The organism is Pseudoalteromonas peptidolytica (genome assembly GCF_012641745.1).
Taxonomy (GTDB): Bacteria; Pseudomonadota; Gammaproteobacteria; order Enterobacterales; family Alteromonadaceae; genus Pseudoalteromonas; species Pseudoalteromonas peptidolytica.
Genome location: NZ_WEHZ01000034.1, coordinates 12,236 through 29,216 on the forward strand (window position 1 = coordinate 12,236; position 16,981 = coordinate 29,216).

Below are 16,981 nucleotides of genomic sequence, written 5' to 3' on the forward strand. Positions count from 1 at the left end.
AAGGTAGTGGTACATGCAGGCTAAGGCCGTTTGTTTTTTCTGCCTGCGCAAAGCATGGCAAATTTTTGCGATCACTTTAGTGACACTTGCGGTGCTGGTGTCTGCGTTAAAGTATGCCTTGCCCTATGCAAATGATTATAAAAGTAACATCGAAGCGCTTATCCAAAAGCAGCTCAATGTTGACATCAGTATAGGTCAAATTAGTGCAAGCTGGGAGGGCAATGGCCCAGCTTTAGTGCTGGAATCACTCTCTTTTAAAGATAACCAGAATTCGCCTATTTCAATTAATATTGCGAAAACTTCATTACAGCTGAATGTGTTTGAGTCTGTGCGGCAGATGCAAATCGCATCTAATTACTTTGTGTTGGAAGGTTTTGAGGCTGATATTGACCTTCGCAAGCTCAGTAATACCCAAGAGCAAAATGAATTTGAGCAGCAAGCACTGCTTGAAAGTCTGTTTTTGGGAGATGTGGGGCACTTTGCTGTGCAAAGCAGTCGCCTTAACATTACCTTTGCCAGTGGTAAAACACATCGCTTACTGCTTAAAGACTTGGTATGGCAAAACTCTAGCGCGTTGCATGAAGGGATAGGGGAAATTGCATTACCGGGTTTTTCGCAGGGACAGTTTAATGCTCGCATATCTTTATCCGGAAGAAAGCTAAGTGAACTGGCGGGCGATATTTATGTGTCTGCTGACAAAGTAGATCCTGTTGACTGGTTAGAAGAACTTGTGACGTTAACCTATCCCAACCTCAGTGCAGACATTAATGCGCAACTATGGCTTGGGTTTGAACAGGGTGCGCTGCAAGACATCACGGTAGACATTAAACCAAGTGCGTTGACATGGGTTGAGGATGAGCGTGAGCGCACGCTGGTATTAGATGACGCACAATTTCTACTCACCCCCGATTCTGAAGGCCTGTGGATCCAAAGTAGTGGTATTCAGTTTACGCATAACCAAAAAACACTCGAACCAATCCAGCTTGAAGCAAAATGGCTTAAGCACAATAAAACGTTATGGCTCGAAAATATCAACGCTAGTTTACTGGCAGAGTTGGCCCAACTGGTGCAGTTTCCTGGGCGGGACTTACTTTATGGTATGAATCCTAATGGCCAACTGAGTGCGACTAAGTTCAGTATTAGCGATGACGCTTCATGGTCAGCATGGGGGGTCGTTGAAAATATTGCAGTGGAACCGTATCAAGGGATCCCAGGTATTTATGGCGCACGATTAGAAGTTGTGGCGTTGGATAATCAAGTCAGGTTAAATGTTAGTGTTGATCAAAGTGAGCTTTTATCAAAAGAAACCTTTAAGAATAATATTGAAATTCAACAGTTAAGTGGTGATATTTTCATCCGAGAGCAACAGCTAAGAGGGTGGCAAGTTTCTAGCCCTAATTTTTGGATAAGTAATCAAGACGTGGCGTTAGCTGCGGAGTTTTCATTACAACTAAATGACGATCCTACTTTAGACTTATATGCAGAGTTATCGGGTGGACGAGGTGAGATAGCGTCTCGATATTATCCAGTAAGTATCATGCGTAAAAGCCTAGTCGACTATCTAGAATCAGGTATACAGGGCGGTCAGCATTTACAAACCCAAGTGTTACTTAATGGCCCTTTCTCGCATTTCCCGTTTGCTGATAAGCAAGGCCAGTTTGAAGTTAAATCACGCTTGAATGAAGTTAAATTTAACTTTGCACCCGGTTGGCCAAGCGTAACGTCTGGCGATGTTACTTTACACTTTGCAAATGAAAGAATGGATATTTATGTACATCGTGGTGAACTGGTTAATCAGACAGTTGATCAAGGAGTGGTGGTTAGTATTGAAGATCTCAATCAAGCAGATGTACTCACTGTAGATATTCTTCACAACACTGAAGCCAGTACATTACAACCTTTCTTCAGTGCAACGCCAATTGCAGATCCGCTCGAAAATATATTAGAAATTGTTCAGGCAAAAGGGAACGCGACAGGAGAAGTGCTTCTCACTGTGGATTTACATGATGGCGCTGTGCGTGCTCAAGGCGATGTTTACCTTAAAGATAATTCGGTTTTTTTAGCAAAACCAGGTATGCAGTTGGAGAAGGTAAATGGCATCATTGCATTCGATGATGACAATATTCAGGTGAATGAGTTAACTGCGACTTGGCTTGATATGCCACTGTCTATGAATTTATCCGGCTTAGGTAACAAGCAAAGTTATCAAGTGAGTAGCAAGATTGGCTTACAAGCTGGAATCACCCAACTAACACCCTATGCAAATGGCATTATTGATGGCTACTTTGAGGGGATTAGCATGCTCAATACTGAGTTAACACTCAACTTTGCTGACTCTGGCTTCAACTACAAAGCAACGTTTGATAGTGATCTACGTGGTATAACTAGTTATTTACCTGATCAGTTTGCTAAACCAGCACATCAAACCAAACTACTAAGTGGTACGGTGCTAGGTGATGATATTTCTAACCTGATCACAGCAAGACTAGACAGTCAATTGTATTTTAATGGCATCATAGATAACAGCACGGGGACCATGCGCAATGCGCATCTAATAATCGGAAGTAAAGACGAAGGCTTAAATAGCGAAGGGTTTGATATTACGATAAAACAACAAGAGATCGAATTGCTTCCTTGGTTACCTTTGATTGACCGTATTGTTTCGGTACCAAGTAGTGATACCGACAGCGCATTTTTGCCTGCATTGAATCAGGTTAGTGGGGCGTTTTCAAAAGTAACTTTTTCGGATATTCCATTTTACGATGTTGATTTTGCAATGACGCCTTTAAATGGCGCTATGCAGCTTAAAATCAATAGTAAAGAAATGCGCACTCAGGTAGCAATACCAAGGTCTAGTTCTAGCCGACCGATACACATTAATAGTGACTATTTACGACTTAATTTGCCCAAAGAGGCGTCATCACAGCAAGGTTTACCCGCAGAGATTGATTCTCTTGACTGGTTACTCGAATTGCCTGCCACTGAATTTGTATGTGCCGACTGTAAGGTTGATGATTATCAATTGGACAAGGTGAACCTTTCTTTATTTGGTGACGGTAACAAGCTGATTATTTCCGAGTTAGTTATTGATAAAAAAGAACATAAATTAAATGCCAGTGGCCGGTTTGAACAAGGGAAAACGAGCCTAACGGGCGTACTTGCCAGTGATGATTTTGGGGAATTAATGGATGAATTTGATATTACTTCTACTATCAAAGACTCTCGCGCCAATATAGAGTTTGCTATGGACTGGCAAGGTGCGCCCTATGATTTGGACATGCCAAGTCTTGCTGGAACCGTAACATGGCGCTTAGGTGAAGGGCATTTGGCAGAGATAAGCGATAAAGGGGCGCGGGTATTTTCATTATTGAGTTTAGATTCGTTGATTAGAAAACTGCGCCTTGACTTCAGAGACGTGTTCTCCAAAGGTTTTTTTTACAATGGTATGAGTGGCTCAATACACTTAAATAATGGTGTAGCAGTCACTGAAGACACTAAATTAGATGGCGTACCAGCAGATTTAGCTATACGGGGTTATGCTGATCTCAATACGTACGAAATTAATTACGATTTGGCTGTAGCACCCCAAGTCACCTCCAGTTTACCAGTGATAATGGCGTGGGCGGTGAATCCCGTCACTGGGTTGGCGGCATTGGCACTAGACAAAGTGATCCACTCTGCACGGGTTATCTCTGAAATAAACTTTAAGATCACCGGCACGATGCAAGAACCCATAGTGACAGAGGTCGATCGTAAGAGTAAAGAGGTCGAGTTACCGACGCCTATTATTCCGGTAAGTGAGCAATTACCAGACGACGAAACAATAAAAAGTGACAATCAGAACGAAGCAACTGAGCCCCCAGTTCAAAGTGGGGATGCTACACTTAAACAAGAAACGCAGTCCATAGAGCCGCAAAATAAGGAAGGTGGCAATGGCTAAAGTCATCGCATTACCGATGTGCTCGGCACAGACGGCAGAGGTAAACCTAGCTTATCTGCGCCGTCAGTTAGCTTTGTTGGTCATTGAGGAAGAAACTTTAGTTTGCTTGCCTGAAAGCTGGCTGGCATTTTGTGAGAGTGCGCAGCAAGCTTGGGAAGGTGCACATCACAGTGAGCAGTACCTTACAGAGCTATCAGCTCTTTGTCGTCAATATGGCATTTGGCTTGCTGCTGGCACTATTGCAACACTGGGTGTTGATGAAAAGTACTTGGCAGCCAGCTATTTATTTAACTCGTGTGGAGAGATAGTAGCACGCTACAATAAGATCCACCTATTTGATGCCAATATAAGTGACAAGACTAAACAATACCGAGAGTCTGAGCGAACCCTTCCTGGACAGGAGATAGTGGTTGCTGACAGTCCATTCGGTAAAATTGGCTTCAGTGTATGTTATGACTTACGCTTTGCAAGCTTATATCAAGCGATGAGAGTATTAGGCGCTGAGCTATTTTTAGTACCTAGTGCGTTTACTTGTGCAACAGGGGCAGCGCATTGGCAGCCCTTGTTACAAGCAAGAGCAATTGAAAATCAGTGCTATGTGGTAGCGGCTGCACAGTCTGGTAACCATGAAAATGGTAGAGAAACATACGGTCATAGCTTAATCGTATCACCTTGGGGTGAGATTTTGGCAGACACAAAGACGAGTTTGGAGCCCATCTCCCAAAAGATTGATAGAGCACTTCTTGATTCTATCCGAAGAAACATGCCGGTAATGGATCACAACCGATTTAAAAGTGAGTTTTTATGAGTAATGTAGAGCAAAATTTACTGACCAATAGCCAGCTGACGAGAGAGCAACTTACACAAACGCTTGATTATATTCACCAGCACAAAGTAAATTATGCCGATTTATACTTTCAATCGAGTCACCACGAAACCTGGGTACTTGAAGACGGTATAGTCAAAGATGGTAGCTACAATATTGAGCGTGGCGTTGGTGTGCGTGCCGTCAGTGGTGAAAAAACGGGTTTTAGTTATTCAGATGCCATCAATATTGAAGCATTAAATAAAGCGGCTGAGGCTGCGCGTAGTATTGCACAAACTGGTGAAAGTCATAAAGTGCAAGTATTTAGCGATGTATCAGCACCAATCCAATTCCAACCAGCACAACCTATTACTAGCATGGCTGATGCTGATAAGGTGTCTCTGTTAAGAGAAATGGAGCAATGTATCCGTGACTTAGCACCAGAAGCACAACAAGTCGTTAGCTCATTATCCGCGGTATATGAAGAGGTGTTAATTGCTGCGAGTGACGGTACATTTGCGACCGATATTCGTCCATTAATTCGCTTAAATTGCTCAGTACTATTAGAGAAAAATGGTCGCCGTGAACGCGGCAGTGCTGGAGGTGGTGCGCGTTTAGATTATGGCTACTTTAAGGAATTGGTAGATGGTGAACCTAGATGGATGCAGTTTGCAAAAGAAGCGGTAAGGCAAGCTCAAATTAATCTTGAAGCCATTGATGCTCCGGCAGGCACTATGCCTGTCGTCCTCGGTTCTGGTTGGCCTGGAGTTTTGTTGCATGAGGCTGTTGGACACGGCTTAGAAGGTGACTTTAACCGAAAAGGTGCATCAGCATTTAGCGGCCGTATTGGTGAACAAGTTGCTTCTAGCTTATGTACTGTGGTTGACGATGGTACGCTTGCTAATCGCAGAGGCTCTTTAAATATAGATGATGAAGGGACTCCAGCAGCTTACAACGTGCTGATTGAAAACGGTATTTTAAAAGGCTACATGCAGGACAAGCAAAATGCGAGCTTGATGGGAGTTGCGCCAACAGGTAATGCTCGTCGCGAGTCATATGCGCATCTACCTATGCCGAGAATGACAAATACCTACATGTTAGCGGGAGAGCATACGCAAGAGGAAATCATCCGCAGCGTTGATAAAGGCATATTTGCTAATAATTTTGGTGGCGGTCAGGTCGATATTACGTCTGGTAAGTTTGTATTTTCAGCTTCAGAAGCCTACCTAATCGAAAATGGCAAGATCACCCAACCGATTAAAGGAGCCACTTTGATTGGCAATGGCCCTGAAGTGATGAAAAAAGTTTCTATGGTTGGTAATGATTTATCGTTAGATAGAGGTGTTGGTGTGTGTGGTAAAGATGGCCAAAGCGTTCCTGTTGGTGTTGGTCAGCCAAGCTTGAAAATTGATGAGCTAACAGTGGGTGGCACCGCTTAATACTATTTTGTAGACAATAAAAAGGCGCTGATGCGCCTTTTTGTCCTTATTCATTGGCCCGGGTGAGCTATGGCATAATCACTTCTTTTAAATATTGAAATAGCTCTCTGTACGCTTTACCAGGTTTCTCTGCCTTTAACTCTTTGCTTGCTTGGCGTGCCATTTGGCGCATTTTTTGGCGCTCAAGTTCAGGGTACTCTAGCAATAATTCGTTAATTTTACTGTCACCCTTGGCAATAACATCATCTCGAATATGCTCAATTTTATTGAGCAAAACGTCTGCTTGGTTGTTCTTATTAAGGAGTAAATCCATTGCCGCTTGAATATCATCAATGTTTGCAGTGGTACGTAACGTTTTCGAGATATAATTCATGTGACGGCGATAAGCATCTGTTTTGGCTCGGATCTTATCAGCAACGGCCATTGCTTCTTTGAGCTCGTCGGTTAAAGGGAGCTTCTCACGCTGTTTTTTACCCAGCCCTGCAATCTCACAGCCAAGCTCGTGTAATTCCTGCGCCTCACGTTTTAGCTCACTTTTGGAAACGTAAATAATCTCTTCTTCAGTCGGTTGCTCGTGTTTAGCCATTGCTCTTGTCTATACTTTGAATAATTAAGGTCTCTAACCCTAGAGTATACCACAATTGATCACTACAATAGTGAGTAGCTGTGTTAGCATATTAACTTAATCAGCTTTAGTCAGATGAGCAAGCGGACAAGGTATCTATGACTCAACCTCAACAACACCCAATATTTAGCCAAATTGATGATGTAAAAAATGCTGTTGCTGAAGTACTTGCACAGGCAAAAAAACTAGGAGCAACCTCCGCTGAGGCTGCAATGTCAAGTACCTCAGGGTTATCTGTAAGTACGCGTATGGGAGAGGTTGAAACCATTGAATTTAACCAAGATGGTGGGCTGGGGATAAGTGTATATGTTGGCAACCACAAAGGTTCTGCATCGACAGCTGATCTTAGCCCTAAGGCATTGCGCTCGGTTGTAGAAAAGGCAATCGATATCGCCAAGTTTACATCGGATGATCCTTGTAATGGGGTCGCAGATGAGGCGCTATTGGAAATGTCTCCTCCTGGACTAGATCTATTTCACCCGTGGGAAGTTTCTCCGGATGAAGCCATAGAGCAGTGTATCGCGGCGGAAAAAGCAGCGCTTGACTACGACCCCAGAATAGTTAACTCGGATGGTGCGAGTTTATCCAGTCACCAAGGGATCCGAGTGTATGGTAATAGTCATGGACTGATCGCGGGCTTTCCACGAACAAGACACAGTTTAAGCACTATGGTAATAGGGAAAGAAGCAGAGCAAATGCAAAGAGACTCTGCGTTTACGCTTTCCCGCGTACATACTGAGCTTAAATCTGCTAATGCTGTTGGACTTGAAGCGGCTCAGTCGACGTTAGCGAAGCTAGGTAGTCAAAAGCTATCTACACGCAAAGTGCCTGTGATTTTCCGCGCTGATATTGCCAATAGCTTATTTGGACACTTAGTGTCAGCCATTGGTGGTGGCGCTTTGTATCGAAAATCAAGTTTCTTAATGGACTCTTTAGATACTCAAATTTTTAATACTTGTGTCAATATCGAAGAGAAGCCTCATTTGCTGCAAGGGTTAGCATCAAGCCCATTTGATAGTGAAGGAGTGAAAACAATAGATCGTGAAATTATCACAGACGGTGTACTGAATACTTACTTATTGGCAAGTTATGCGGCGCGCAGGATGAATATGCAAGCTACAGGGCATGCTGGTGGTATACATAATTGGCTAGTAAAACCTACCCATGATGACTTGAGCGCTTTACTGGCGACTATGGGCACAGGTTTACTGGTAACCGAGTTGATGGGACAGGGGGTCAATACGGTAACTGGTGACTACTCAAGAGGTGCAGCAGGGTTTTGGGTAGAAAATGGTGTGATACAGTATCCTGTCAGTGAAATCACGATTGCAGGTAATCTAAAAGACATGTTTGCCAACATTGAAGGGTTAGGTGGTGATATCGAATGCCGAGGCGCGGTACAAACTGGTTCGGTGCTACTCAATAGCATGCAGATTGCAGGAGAATAACACTGCACCCTATTAAGTAATGCTGGCGGTATTGCCAGCATTATCTGTCATTGTTAAACGAGCAGCCAAGTTGCAGTGCCAAGGAATGCAAAAATTCCGACAATATCAGTGACTGTTGTTAGCACCACACTTCCTGCTAGAGCAGGGTCGATATTCATTTTTTTCAGCATAATTGGGATACTTGCACCAGCAATACCCGCTGCGACTAAATTCATAAACATAGCGAAGGCGATGACTGCACCGAGTGTGAAATCCCACTGCCACACTGCAATGACACCCGCGATTAACAACGACCATAGCAACCCATTTAACGCACCAATGGCCAGCTCTTTACCCATTAAAAACTTCTGGTTGGTTTGATTGATATGACCAAGGGCTATACCACGAATAACCAGTGTTAACGTTTGACTACCTGCAACCCCACCCATACTTGGTACGATGCCATTTAGTACTGCAAGGATTGGCAAAATATCTAAAGTACCTTCGAAAAAGCTGGCGACGAATGCTGCCATTAACGCTGTAAGCAAGTTTATGCCCAGCCAAATTGAACGGCGCTTGCTACTTTTAAGAACAGGAGCAAAGGTGTCTTCCTCGTCCTCAAGACCGGCCATACTTAATAGACTGTGCTCGGCATCTTCACGAATAACATCGACCACATCATCAATGGTAACACGGCCGAGAAGGTGGGCATTATCGTCAACGACAGGAGCTGAAATCCAGTTATGACGCTCAAACAGTTGTGCAACCTCAGATTCATCCATGGAGATAGGAATGGTTTCCTTATCTTCATCCATCAACTCGCGAACAATACTATCTGGTGAATTAGTGAGTAAAATATTGACAGGTAGCGTGCCTAAAAAGCAGTTATCTTTATCCACGACATACAGCTCATCAGTACCATCAGGTAGCTCACCTTTGAGGCGAAGGTACCTAAATACCACTTCCAAAGTGACATCTGGCCGTATAGTGACCGTATCTGTGCTCATCAGAGCGCCAGCGGAGTTCTCCTTGTAGGATAATGCCTGTGTAGCACGCTCTCTATCCTGTGTATCCATCGCACCGATAACATCCTGATAAACGGTATCAGGAAGGCTACGAAGGACATCACCTAAGTCATCATCATCCATGTCTTCGGTTGCAGCTGCGATAAGCTCAGGTTCCATCTGAGCGATGATCCCCAGCCTTACATCCTCAGACAGTTCCTCGAGCACATCCCCTTGAATATCTGGGTCAACAAGTTGCCAGAGCATAGAGCGAACTTTATGAGGTGATGACTCTAGTAGGAGTGCGGTATCACAAGGAGCGGTTTCTGCTAGCATACGCCTTACTTGAACAAACTGACCACTGTTTAAGGCTTTGGTAACCTTTTGAAGTTGCTCCAGTGTATAGTCTTGTTCAAATACTTCAGGCATACGCGTCCTTTTTGATAATGTTGACAGTAAATGATAGTGTTTTGCTCGCCCCAACATGCTGTAATGTATTCAGAAACCATGTCTTGTAAAAATGTGACACAATATATTTCCGTGGGTGGGCTGCCGGTTTATTCTAGCTTTATTTATTATAAATGAATTACCACCTCAACCGACTCAAAACTGGGATATACCATACTAGCTTCGTTTAGCCTCATGTATCGAAATAATCAACCTCAGCTTAGGAGCATTAATTTATTCTAAATAAGAGTTTTTTTAACGCAGTTACTAGCGTCAGGCTTACCCCTTCAAATTGAGCAAGTATTAAGACAGTTGGTATCACGCCCTTCTAGCAGCCAGTTTTAGCGCTAACAGCCACTACAGTGTAACGCAGTTTTCTTTGTTCTACCAAGGTTTACAGGCGAGTAGGCGAGACTTATTTAATTGAATTTGCGTATCGAAGTGTAGCACATGTTATATGAATTGGTGCTGACACAATACCTGTTACGGTTGTGGGGAGTTATTCTGATTCATTGAACTTATTGTGGATCAGCATACCGATAGCATCCAGTGCGGGCTGCGCATCAGGGCCGCTACACACAACTTTAACTTCTTTACCTTGGCTGCTCTCCAGAAGTAGCAGTGCCAGAACGCTATCCGCTGACGCGCTTTTATCGCCCTGATATAAAGTCACCTCTGCATCAAACTGAACGGCAAGCTGAGCCAGTTCAGTCGCTGCTCGAGCATGTAATCCAAGCTTATTTTGGATTAAAAATGTATCTTCACACATTATTCTCTTGCTCACGATGGCGGATTTTTACGTTAGAGTGTGTTTTTGCAAAGCGCTCACCAATCGTTTGTGCTAAATAAACAGAGCGGTGCTGGCCACCAGTACAGCCTATAGCTATGGTTAAGTAGCTACGGTTGTTTCGTTCAAGGTGTGGCAACCAAGTTTGGACAAACGTTTGAATTTGCCAAGTAAATTTCTGCACTATGCTATGACTTGAGAGATAGTCTTTTACCGGCTGATCTAGCCCTGTTAATGGCTTTAGCTCTGGTTCCCAGTGCGGGTTTGGTAAAAAACGCGCATCAAATACGTAATCTGCTTGTTTTGGAATACCGTGCTTGAAGCCAAAAGATTCAAAGGTAATGATAAGTTGTTTATTTTTCTGACCTAAAATCTTTTCACGAATATCTTCTGCCAGTTGGTGCACGCTGAGGCTGGTAGTATCAATTAAGAAGTCAGCTCTAGTCGTCAATACATTTAACAGCTCACGCTCTTTTTTAATTGCAACGTCTAAAGGCAGGTTGTGTATTGATAATGGATGCAAACGGCGCGTTTCTGAAAAACGTTTAATGAGCGTCTGATCATCGCTGTCTAGATAAAACAGGATTGGTTTAGCAAAACCTGGTAAGTACTCGAGTATATCGTTGAACTCATCTTGTTCTTTGGGGAGGTTGCGGACATCGATACTAACAGCAACTTTGTTGTAGTTGTCAGAAACACTACGAACTAAAGAGGGGAGTAAATTAACCGGAATATTGTCGACACAATAGTAGCCTAAATCTTCTAATACTCGAAGTGCTACAGACTTACCAGAACCAGAACGGCCACTGATAATGATAAGCTCGAGTCCTTTTTCTTCATCACTCATCAAATTCACCTTGGATCACTGCATATAACTCATCGTCATTTTTCGCTTGCCTGAGCATTTTGCAAAATGACTTATTTTTGAGTGTATCAGCAATCGCAGCTAAGGTCTTTAAGTGTTGTTGATTATCTCCTTCAGGTACGATGAATGCGACAAAAATATCGACAGGCTGTTTGTCGATCGCCTCAAACGGGATCCCTTGTTCGCTTACCAAGACCATCGCCAGTATTTTATCAATACCTTCAAGTCGCCCATGAGGAATTGCGATCCCTTTACCTATACCTGTACTTCCCAGCTTTTCTCGTGCCATAAGGGCATCTAAGATAGTGTGCTGGCTGGTATCAGGGATTTGGCTATGCGCTAATTCGCTAATGTATTCGAGAATACGTTTTTTGCTACTAAAAAGGACCGCAGCTTTGCTACAGTCCTTATTCACTAATTCACTTAATTTCATTTTAGTGTCGAGTGAGCTTCTCTTTGTGTTTAATTACTTGACGGTCTAGTTTGTCAATCAGGCCATCAATTGCTGCATACATGTCTTGATGCTCTGTTGATGCAAATAGCTCGCCGCCATTTACGTGCAATGTTGCTTCTGCTTTTTGAACTAGTTTTTCGACATCAAGGATCACATGAACGTTATTGATATGATCAAAGTGCCTCTCAAGCTTCGCAAACTTGTTGGTGACATAATCTCTTAAAGAGTCAGTGATTTCTACATGGCGACCAGTTAAATTTAGTTGCATAAGCATTTTTCCTTCTTGTGTTTAACGTCTTATATCAAGCTTTTACGCTGATTTGACGGTGGAATGGCTAGGGATTCACGATATTTTGCAATCGTGCGTCTCGCTACCTTAATTCCTTGTTCAGCTAAAATATCTGCAATTTTGCTATCACTTAATGGTTTAGCAGTGTTTTCCGCAGCTATTAGCTTTTTGATGAGTGCTCGTATTGCTGTTGAGGAGCACTCACCTCCATTTTCGGTACTGACATGGCTTGAGAAGAAATACTTCAGCTCAAATATGCCCCTTGGTGTGTGCATGTACTTTTGGGTGGTGACACGAGAAATCGTAGATTCGTGCATATCAACCATCTCTGCGACATCGTTTAACACCATAGGTCTCATCGCTTCGGGGCCATGTTCAAAGAATGCCTGTTGTTGTTGCACAATGCAATTGGTAACTTTCAATAAAGTGTCATTGCGACTTTCTAAGCTCTTAATAAACCACTTTGCTTCTTGAAGGTGTGAGCGAATAAACTGGCTATCAGTACTCGATTTAGCAGTTCTCGACATCGCAGCGTAGTGGTCATTTACTCTAATCTTAGGCATCGCATCAGGGTTTAGCTCTACAACCCAGCGGCCTTTCACTTTTTTTACCGACACATCTGGAATAACGTATTCTGGTTCTTCATGAATAATACTCGCAGCTGGCTTAGGGTTAAGACTGTGGATCAGCGTCATAACTTCTTTTAGCTCAGCTTCTTTTAAGCGCGTTTTTTTCGCCAAGGTACGGTAATCACGGCTCGCAAGTAAATCAATGTGCTCGGTCAGGATCATCTTGGTTTCGGTGATCCACGGTGTGTCAGGTGCAAATTGATTTAACTGAATACATAAACATTCTTGCAAACTTCGTGCAGCAATACCGACAGGGTCAAACAACTGGATACGTTTAAGTACGGCTTCGACTTCATCCAACTCTACCGGCTCTTCACTGTTTTCATCATTGATACTTTCTAAAATATCTTCACAGGAAAGCGTTAAAATGCCAGACAGATCTACCGCTTCGATGATGGCAATAGCAATGGCTCTATCTGTTGGGCTAAATGGCGTAAGTTCTAACTGCCACATTAGGTAGTCGTGTAGTGATTCGGAAGTTTCTCCCTGGTAGACGTTATCATCATCAGGTAAAGGAGCTGCGCTTGATGCTGGTGCAGCACTCATATATTCATCCCAAGTCACATCCATGGCAAGATCATCACTAACCGTTTCTTTGCTCATGGCGGTATCTGAGTCCATTTCATACTCGCTGACAGGCGCTTCATCTGAGCTTTGCTGACTATCGTCCGTATTATTTTTATCTTGGCTGTGTTGTTCAGTACTTTCTGCGTCTGCGGTATCGCCTTCTTCCACTTCCAATAGTGGGTTGCTGTCCAACGCTTCTTGTATTTCTTGCTGTAGATCCAACGTACTAAGCTGCAACAGGCGTATGGCTTGTTGCAGTTGTGGAGTCATTGTAAGTTGCTGCCCCATGCGCAGCTGTAATGATTGCCTCATGTATCTCTAACAATCCCTTTTAACAGTTATTAATACTACGTCTTAACTATAGCTTGAATTGTTCGCCTAGGTAGACATCTCTTACGGTTTGATCCGCTAAAACATGTTCTGGCGTACCAGCGGCGATTAATTCACCGTGTGAAACGATGTAGGCTTTTTCACATACGTCCAGCGTTTCTCTTACATTGTGGTCGGTGATCAGTACACCGATCCCACGATTTTTAAGGTGCTCAATGATTGTCTTTATATCTAACACTGAAATTGGATCAACGCCAGCAAAAGGTTCATCTAACAAGATAAACTTAGGATTAGCGGCTAAAGCACGAGCAATTTCTACCCGTCTTCTCTCTCCTCCAGATAATGCCATCCCTTGAGAATCACGGATGTGTTGGATATTAAATTCATCCAACAACTCATTAAGCTGAGCTTCTCTTTCAACTTTAGACAAATCTTTGCGGGTTTCCAAAATAGCCATGAGGTTTTGATATACCGTTAGCTTCCTAAATATGGATGACTCTTGAGGTAAATATCCAATCCCTAGGCGTGCGCGACTGTGCATCGGGAGTAGGGTGATATCCTCATCATCGATTTGTATAAAGCCTTTGTCACTTGGTACTAAGCCCACAATCATATAAAAAGTAGTGGTTTTCCCCGCACCATTAGGGCCAAGTAAACCAACGATGCTACCTGCTTCGACACTCAGTCCTACATTTTTGACAACTTGGCGACCTTTATAACTTTTTGCCAAGCCTGTTGCTTTGAGCTCGCTCATGAATTGTTACCTTTTTCCTGTGGACCTTCACTTTTTTCCACGTTGGTGTCAGATTTCTTTTCAACAGGAACCAAAATTGTTCTGACCCGAGAGTCGCCCTGTTCAGAGCGTTCGGCACTAATGAGTTGCTTTTCGATATGATAAGTAATGACTTGTGCACTACTTTTTTGACCTGCTTGCGATATTTCAGCATTGCCAGTAAGTACTAACTTTAATTCAGCAACATCATAGCGAATTTCATTAGCCGCAGCGCGTAAGGTTGTACCATCTGCCTGAGCTTCTTCAAAAACCGCAGGGTTGCCAGTAGCAATTAGTAGCTGCTTATTTGAACCAAGCTCAGCGCGGCGGTGCACTTCCAAACGATCAGCATTGATTTTTCTTGTGCCATGAATAATGACAACGTTTTGCTCGAAAATGCCTATGTTACTTTGCAGTTGAGCTTGCTGACGGCCAGCATCGATAATGACTTCATTTTGCTCTGCAGCAGCTGCGAAAGTGGAACTTGCGAGCAAGCCGACGAAAACTAATTTGTTAATTATTTTACTGGTCATAATAAATTGTCTTTGTATGGTTGATGAGCTCAATCAGCTGTTTTTGCAAGTCTGCATGTAAGCCTTTACCGGTAATTTTAAGGCTAGGGCCTGTGATAATGACGGGGTGTTCTGATTTCATCAACTTTTGTTTAATTTCAACCCTGACATTGTCGGCATTGATAGTACTGATCATTGCATCTGGTGTGAGGTTTTTTGCTAAAACATCCCCTTCTAAAATCAGGGTGTTGTTCTCGTATAATGTGGCTTCCAATGCGCTTATCTGCCAATTTTGCTCACCGTTATATAATGTAAAAATGGGTTTTGCAAAGTGGCTAAAACCAAGATCCTGATAAAGTTCCATTTTATCAGCAGTCACATGGTAGTTTAGTAAGCCATTTTCACTGTAGGTAGTCTGCTCTAATGCGGTCGCCACATAATCAGGTTTTGCAAGTGGTTCATCGTCACTTTTCTTGTCGATTTCTGATGCGTTAAACATCGGCGACCATAGCCAAATCATCAGCGCACTAAAAGTAATGAGCAGAATGACACGAAGCACAGTCATGTACTTGACCCTGTAGTGGTAAGAGGGTGGTTTTGGCTGAGCATGAGCAGATCTGTTAACTCTCTGACGGCGCCAAAGCCTCCCGGCATCAAAGTGGTATAGTGGGCAATGCGTTTTATCAGCGGATGTGCATCATTCACGGCGACAGCAAAGCCAACTTGCTCCATCACTGGCAGATCAGGGCCATCATCACCAATATAGGCAATGTCTGCATCCTTCAGATTAAGCTGCGTTTTTAGTGCTTCATATGCCACTAGCTTGTTTTCTTGACCTTGGTAAATATGCGTTACATTTAAACTAGTCATGCGTTGCTGAACTATTTGTGAATGTCTACCTGTGATGACCGCAACCTCAATACCGCAGTTTACTAGCGCTTTGATACCGAAGCCGTCTTTGGTATTGAATGCCTTTAATTCTTCACAGTTGTTACCTAGATAAATGCGTCCGTCAGAGAATACACCGTCAATATCACAAATTAAGAGTTTAATTTGAGTTGCTTTTTGCCAAGCATCTGTTGAGATATCTTGATAAAGGTCGCTAAACTGCATCATAGCACTCCCGCTCTAAGTAAATCTTGGGTATTCAATGCACCTACAGGGACATTATTCTCGTCAACCACAATTAGTCCATTGATGCGTTTATTTTCCATAATATTTAGCATCTCAGCAGCGAGCATATCGGCACGTGCGGTGGTACTTTTTGCGGTCATAACTTGTGTGATTGGCGTTGTATGAATGTCTACTTTTTGTTCTATGATACGGCGCAAGTCACCGTCTGTAAAAATACCTTGCAATTGTGTCTGCTCGTCGACAATCGCTGTCATTCCAAGACTTTTTGCAGACATTTCGAAAAGGGCTTCTTTGACGGTACAGTTGCTACTGACCATTGGAATGGCACTGTCTTTGTGCATGATGTCAGCGACTGTGAGTAATAGTCGTTTACCTAAACTTCCTCCCGGGTGAGAAAGCGCGAAATCATCGGCAGTAAATCCTCTGGCTTCAAGTAGAGCAACTGCTAATGCGTCTCCCATAACCAGCGTTGCTGTGGTACTTGCTGTGGGCGCTAATCCTAGTGGGCACGCCTCTTTTGACACTTTAACGCAAAGGTGAACACTAGCGTTGCGAGCCATGGTTGAGCTTGGGTTGCCTGTCATAGAGACCACAGGTGCACCTAAACGTTTAATTATCGGTAAGATTGAGATAACTTCTTGGGTTTCACCTGAATTTGATATCATCAAAACCACATCATCTTTGGTGATCATACCTAAATCGCCATGACTAGCCTCACCTGGGTGCACGAAAAAAGCAGGGCTTCCTGTGCTGGCGAGTGTAGCGGCAATTTTATTTCCAATATGACCTGACTTACCCATACCAATAACAATAATTCGACCTTGGCAATTAAACATTATTTTACAAGCTTGCTCAAACTGTTGATCGACAAACTGCTGCACTTCCTCTATTGCTGCAAGCTCAGTAGCAAACACTTGATTAGCAGATTCAATAAATGGGGTCGTTGTCACGTGTA

Annotated in this window: 16 protein-coding genes; 4 read left to right on the forward strand and 12 right to left on the reverse strand. The window is 43.2% G+C overall.

All coding sequences use genetic code 11. The annotated features are described in order from the left end of the window. Positions 1-13 precede the first annotated feature (13 nt). From F9Y84_RS18315 to tldD, 3 genes are read left to right on the forward strand one after another with little or no spacing between them, the layout of a single operon-like run. Positions 14-3,940, forward strand: a complete 3,927-nt coding sequence (locus F9Y84_RS18315) for a YhdP family protein (RefSeq protein ID WP_147389363.1) — start codon at positions 14-16, stop codon at positions 3,938-3,940. Further along, a complete protein-coding gene (locus tag F9Y84_RS18320; protein WP_147389364.1) occupies positions 3,933-4,748 on the forward strand; it encodes a carbon-nitrogen hydrolase family protein in 816 nt (271 codons plus the stop codon). The genes F9Y84_RS18315 and F9Y84_RS18320 overlap by 8 nt, the downstream gene beginning before the upstream one ends. Beyond that, entirely contained in the window at positions 4,745-6,184 is a 1,440-nt protein-coding gene (gene tldD, locus F9Y84_RS18325) for a metalloprotease TldD (RefSeq protein WP_128730845.1), read from the forward strand. The genes F9Y84_RS18320 and tldD overlap by 4 nt, the downstream gene beginning before the upstream one ends. 67 nt (positions 6,185-6,251) lie before the next feature. On the opposite strand, the gene yjgA is transcribed toward tldD, so the two are convergent. Then, a complete protein-coding gene (gene yjgA, locus F9Y84_RS18330) occupies positions 6,252-6,770 on the reverse strand; it encodes a ribosome biogenesis factor YjgA (protein ID WP_125251183.1) in 519 nt (172 codons plus the stop codon). Between the two features lie 137 nt (positions 6,771-6,907). On the opposite strand from yjgA, the gene pmbA reads away from it, so the two are divergent. Beyond that, positions 6,908-8,257, forward strand: a complete 1,350-nt coding sequence (pmbA, locus tag F9Y84_RS18335) for a metalloprotease PmbA (protein ID WP_147389365.1) — start codon at positions 6,908-6,910, stop codon at positions 8,255-8,257. 53 nt (positions 8,258-8,310) lie between these two features. Here the strand turns inward: pmbA and mgtE are convergent, their stop codons facing one another. The 11 genes from mgtE to F9Y84_RS18390 form a co-directional block, all read right to left on the reverse strand. Further along, on the reverse strand, positions 8,311-9,669 hold the full coding sequence (gene mgtE / locus F9Y84_RS18340) for a magnesium transporter (RefSeq protein WP_125251181.1): 1,359 nt from the start codon (positions 9,667-9,669) through the stop codon (positions 8,311-8,313). A gap of 517 nt (positions 9,670-10,186) precedes the next feature. After that, positions 10,187-10,459 carry an HPr family phosphocarrier protein gene (locus F9Y84_RS18345; RefSeq protein WP_167508234.1) on the reverse strand — a complete coding sequence of 91 codons (273 nt, stop codon included), beginning with the start codon at positions 10,457-10,459 and terminating at the stop codon, positions 10,187-10,189. After that, positions 10,449-11,321 carry an RNase adapter RapZ gene (gene rapZ / locus F9Y84_RS18350; protein WP_147389366.1) on the reverse strand — a complete coding sequence of 291 codons (873 nt, stop codon included), beginning with the start codon at positions 11,319-11,321 and terminating at the stop codon, positions 10,449-10,451. Before rapZ ends, F9Y84_RS18345 begins: the two co-directional genes overlap by 11 nt. Further along, positions 11,314-11,772 carry a PTS sugar transporter subunit IIA gene (locus F9Y84_RS18355; protein WP_125251178.1) on the reverse strand — a complete coding sequence of 153 codons (459 nt, stop codon included), beginning with the start codon at positions 11,770-11,772 and terminating at the stop codon, positions 11,314-11,316. The genes rapZ and F9Y84_RS18355 overlap by 8 nt, the downstream gene beginning before the upstream one ends. 1 nt (position 11,773) lies before the next feature. After that, entirely contained in the window at positions 11,774-12,061 is a 288-nt protein-coding gene (hpf, locus tag F9Y84_RS18360; RefSeq protein WP_010376661.1) for a ribosome hibernation promoting factor, read from the reverse strand. A 29-nt stretch (positions 12,062-12,090) separates the two neighbouring features. Then, positions 12,091-13,590, reverse strand: coding sequence for an RNA polymerase factor sigma-54 (locus F9Y84_RS18365; RefSeq protein ID WP_125251177.1), 1,500 nt, complete (start codon positions 13,588-13,590; stop codon positions 12,091-12,093). A 46-nt stretch (positions 13,591-13,636) separates the two neighbouring features. Continuing rightward, complete coding sequence (lptB, locus tag F9Y84_RS18370) at positions 13,637-14,362, reverse strand: LPS export ABC transporter ATP-binding protein (protein ID WP_125251176.1); 726 nt, start codon at positions 14,360-14,362, stop codon at positions 13,637-13,639. After that, on the reverse strand, positions 14,359-14,913 hold the full coding sequence (gene lptA, locus F9Y84_RS18375) for a lipopolysaccharide transport periplasmic protein LptA (RefSeq protein ID WP_147389367.1): 555 nt from the start codon (positions 14,911-14,913) through the stop codon (positions 14,359-14,361). Before lptA ends, lptB begins: the two co-directional genes overlap by 4 nt. Continuing rightward, positions 14,903-15,457 carry an LPS export ABC transporter periplasmic protein LptC gene (gene lptC / locus F9Y84_RS18380; protein WP_147389368.1) on the reverse strand — a complete coding sequence of 185 codons (555 nt, stop codon included), beginning with the start codon at positions 15,455-15,457 and terminating at the stop codon, positions 14,903-14,905. The genes lptA and lptC overlap by 11 nt, the downstream gene beginning before the upstream one ends. Next, positions 15,454-16,005 (reverse strand): 3-deoxy-manno-octulosonate-8-phosphatase KdsC, encoded by a 552-nt coding sequence (gene kdsC, locus F9Y84_RS18385; RefSeq protein ID WP_147389374.1) that lies wholly within the window; start codon positions 16,003-16,005, stop codon positions 15,454-15,456. Before kdsC ends, lptC begins: the two co-directional genes overlap by 4 nt. Then, entirely contained in the window at positions 16,005-16,976 is a 972-nt protein-coding gene (locus F9Y84_RS18390) for a KpsF/GutQ family sugar-phosphate isomerase (protein ID WP_147389369.1), read from the reverse strand. The genes kdsC and F9Y84_RS18390 overlap by 1 nt, the downstream gene beginning before the upstream one ends. Between the last annotated feature and the right edge of the window lie 5 nt (positions 16,977-16,981).

Coding starts and splice junctions, on each gene's coding strand:
- F9Y84_RS18315 (WP_147389363.1), top strand. CDS start 14: ATGCAGGCTAAGGCCGTTTGTTTTTTCTGCCTGCGCAAAGCATGGCAA.
- F9Y84_RS18320 (WP_147389364.1), top strand. CDS start 3,933: ATGGCTAAAGTCATCGCATTACCGATGTGCTCGGCACAGACGGCAGAG.
- tldD (WP_128730845.1), top strand. CDS start 4,745: ATGAGTAATGTAGAGCAAAATTTACTGACCAATAGCCAGCTGACGAGA.
- yjgA (WP_125251183.1), bottom strand. CDS start 6,770: ATGGCTAAACACGAGCAACCGACTGAAGAAGAGATTATTTACGTTTCC.
- pmbA (WP_147389365.1), top strand. CDS start 6,908: ATGACTCAACCTCAACAACACCCAATATTTAGCCAAATTGATGATGTA.
- mgtE (WP_125251181.1), bottom strand. CDS start 9,669: ATGCCTGAAGTATTTGAACAAGACTATACACTGGAGCAACTTCAAAAG.
- rapZ (WP_147389366.1), bottom strand. CDS start 11,321: ATGAGTGATGAAGAAAAAGGACTCGAGCTTATCATTATCAGTGGCCGT.
- F9Y84_RS18355 (WP_125251178.1), bottom strand. CDS start 11,772: ATGAAATTAAGTGAATTAGTGAATAAGGACTGTAGCAAAGCTGCGGTC.
- hpf (WP_010376661.1), bottom strand. CDS start 12,061: ATGCAACTAAATTTAACTGGTCGCCATGTAGAAATCACTGACTCTTTA.
- F9Y84_RS18365 (WP_125251177.1), bottom strand. CDS start 13,590: ATGAGGCAATCATTACAGCTGCGCATGGGGCAGCAACTTACAATGACT.
- lptB (WP_125251176.1), bottom strand. CDS start 14,362: ATGAGCGAGCTCAAAGCAACAGGCTTGGCAAAAAGTTATAAAGGTCGC.
- lptA (WP_147389367.1), bottom strand. CDS start 14,913: ATGACCAGTAAAATAATTAACAAATTAGTTTTCGTCGGCTTGCTCGCA.
- lptC (WP_147389368.1), bottom strand. CDS start 15,457: ATGACTGTGCTTCGTGTCATTCTGCTCATTACTTTTAGTGCGCTGATG.
- kdsC (WP_147389374.1), bottom strand. CDS start 16,005: ATGCAGTTTAGCGACCTTTATCAAGATATCTCAACAGATGCTTGGCAA.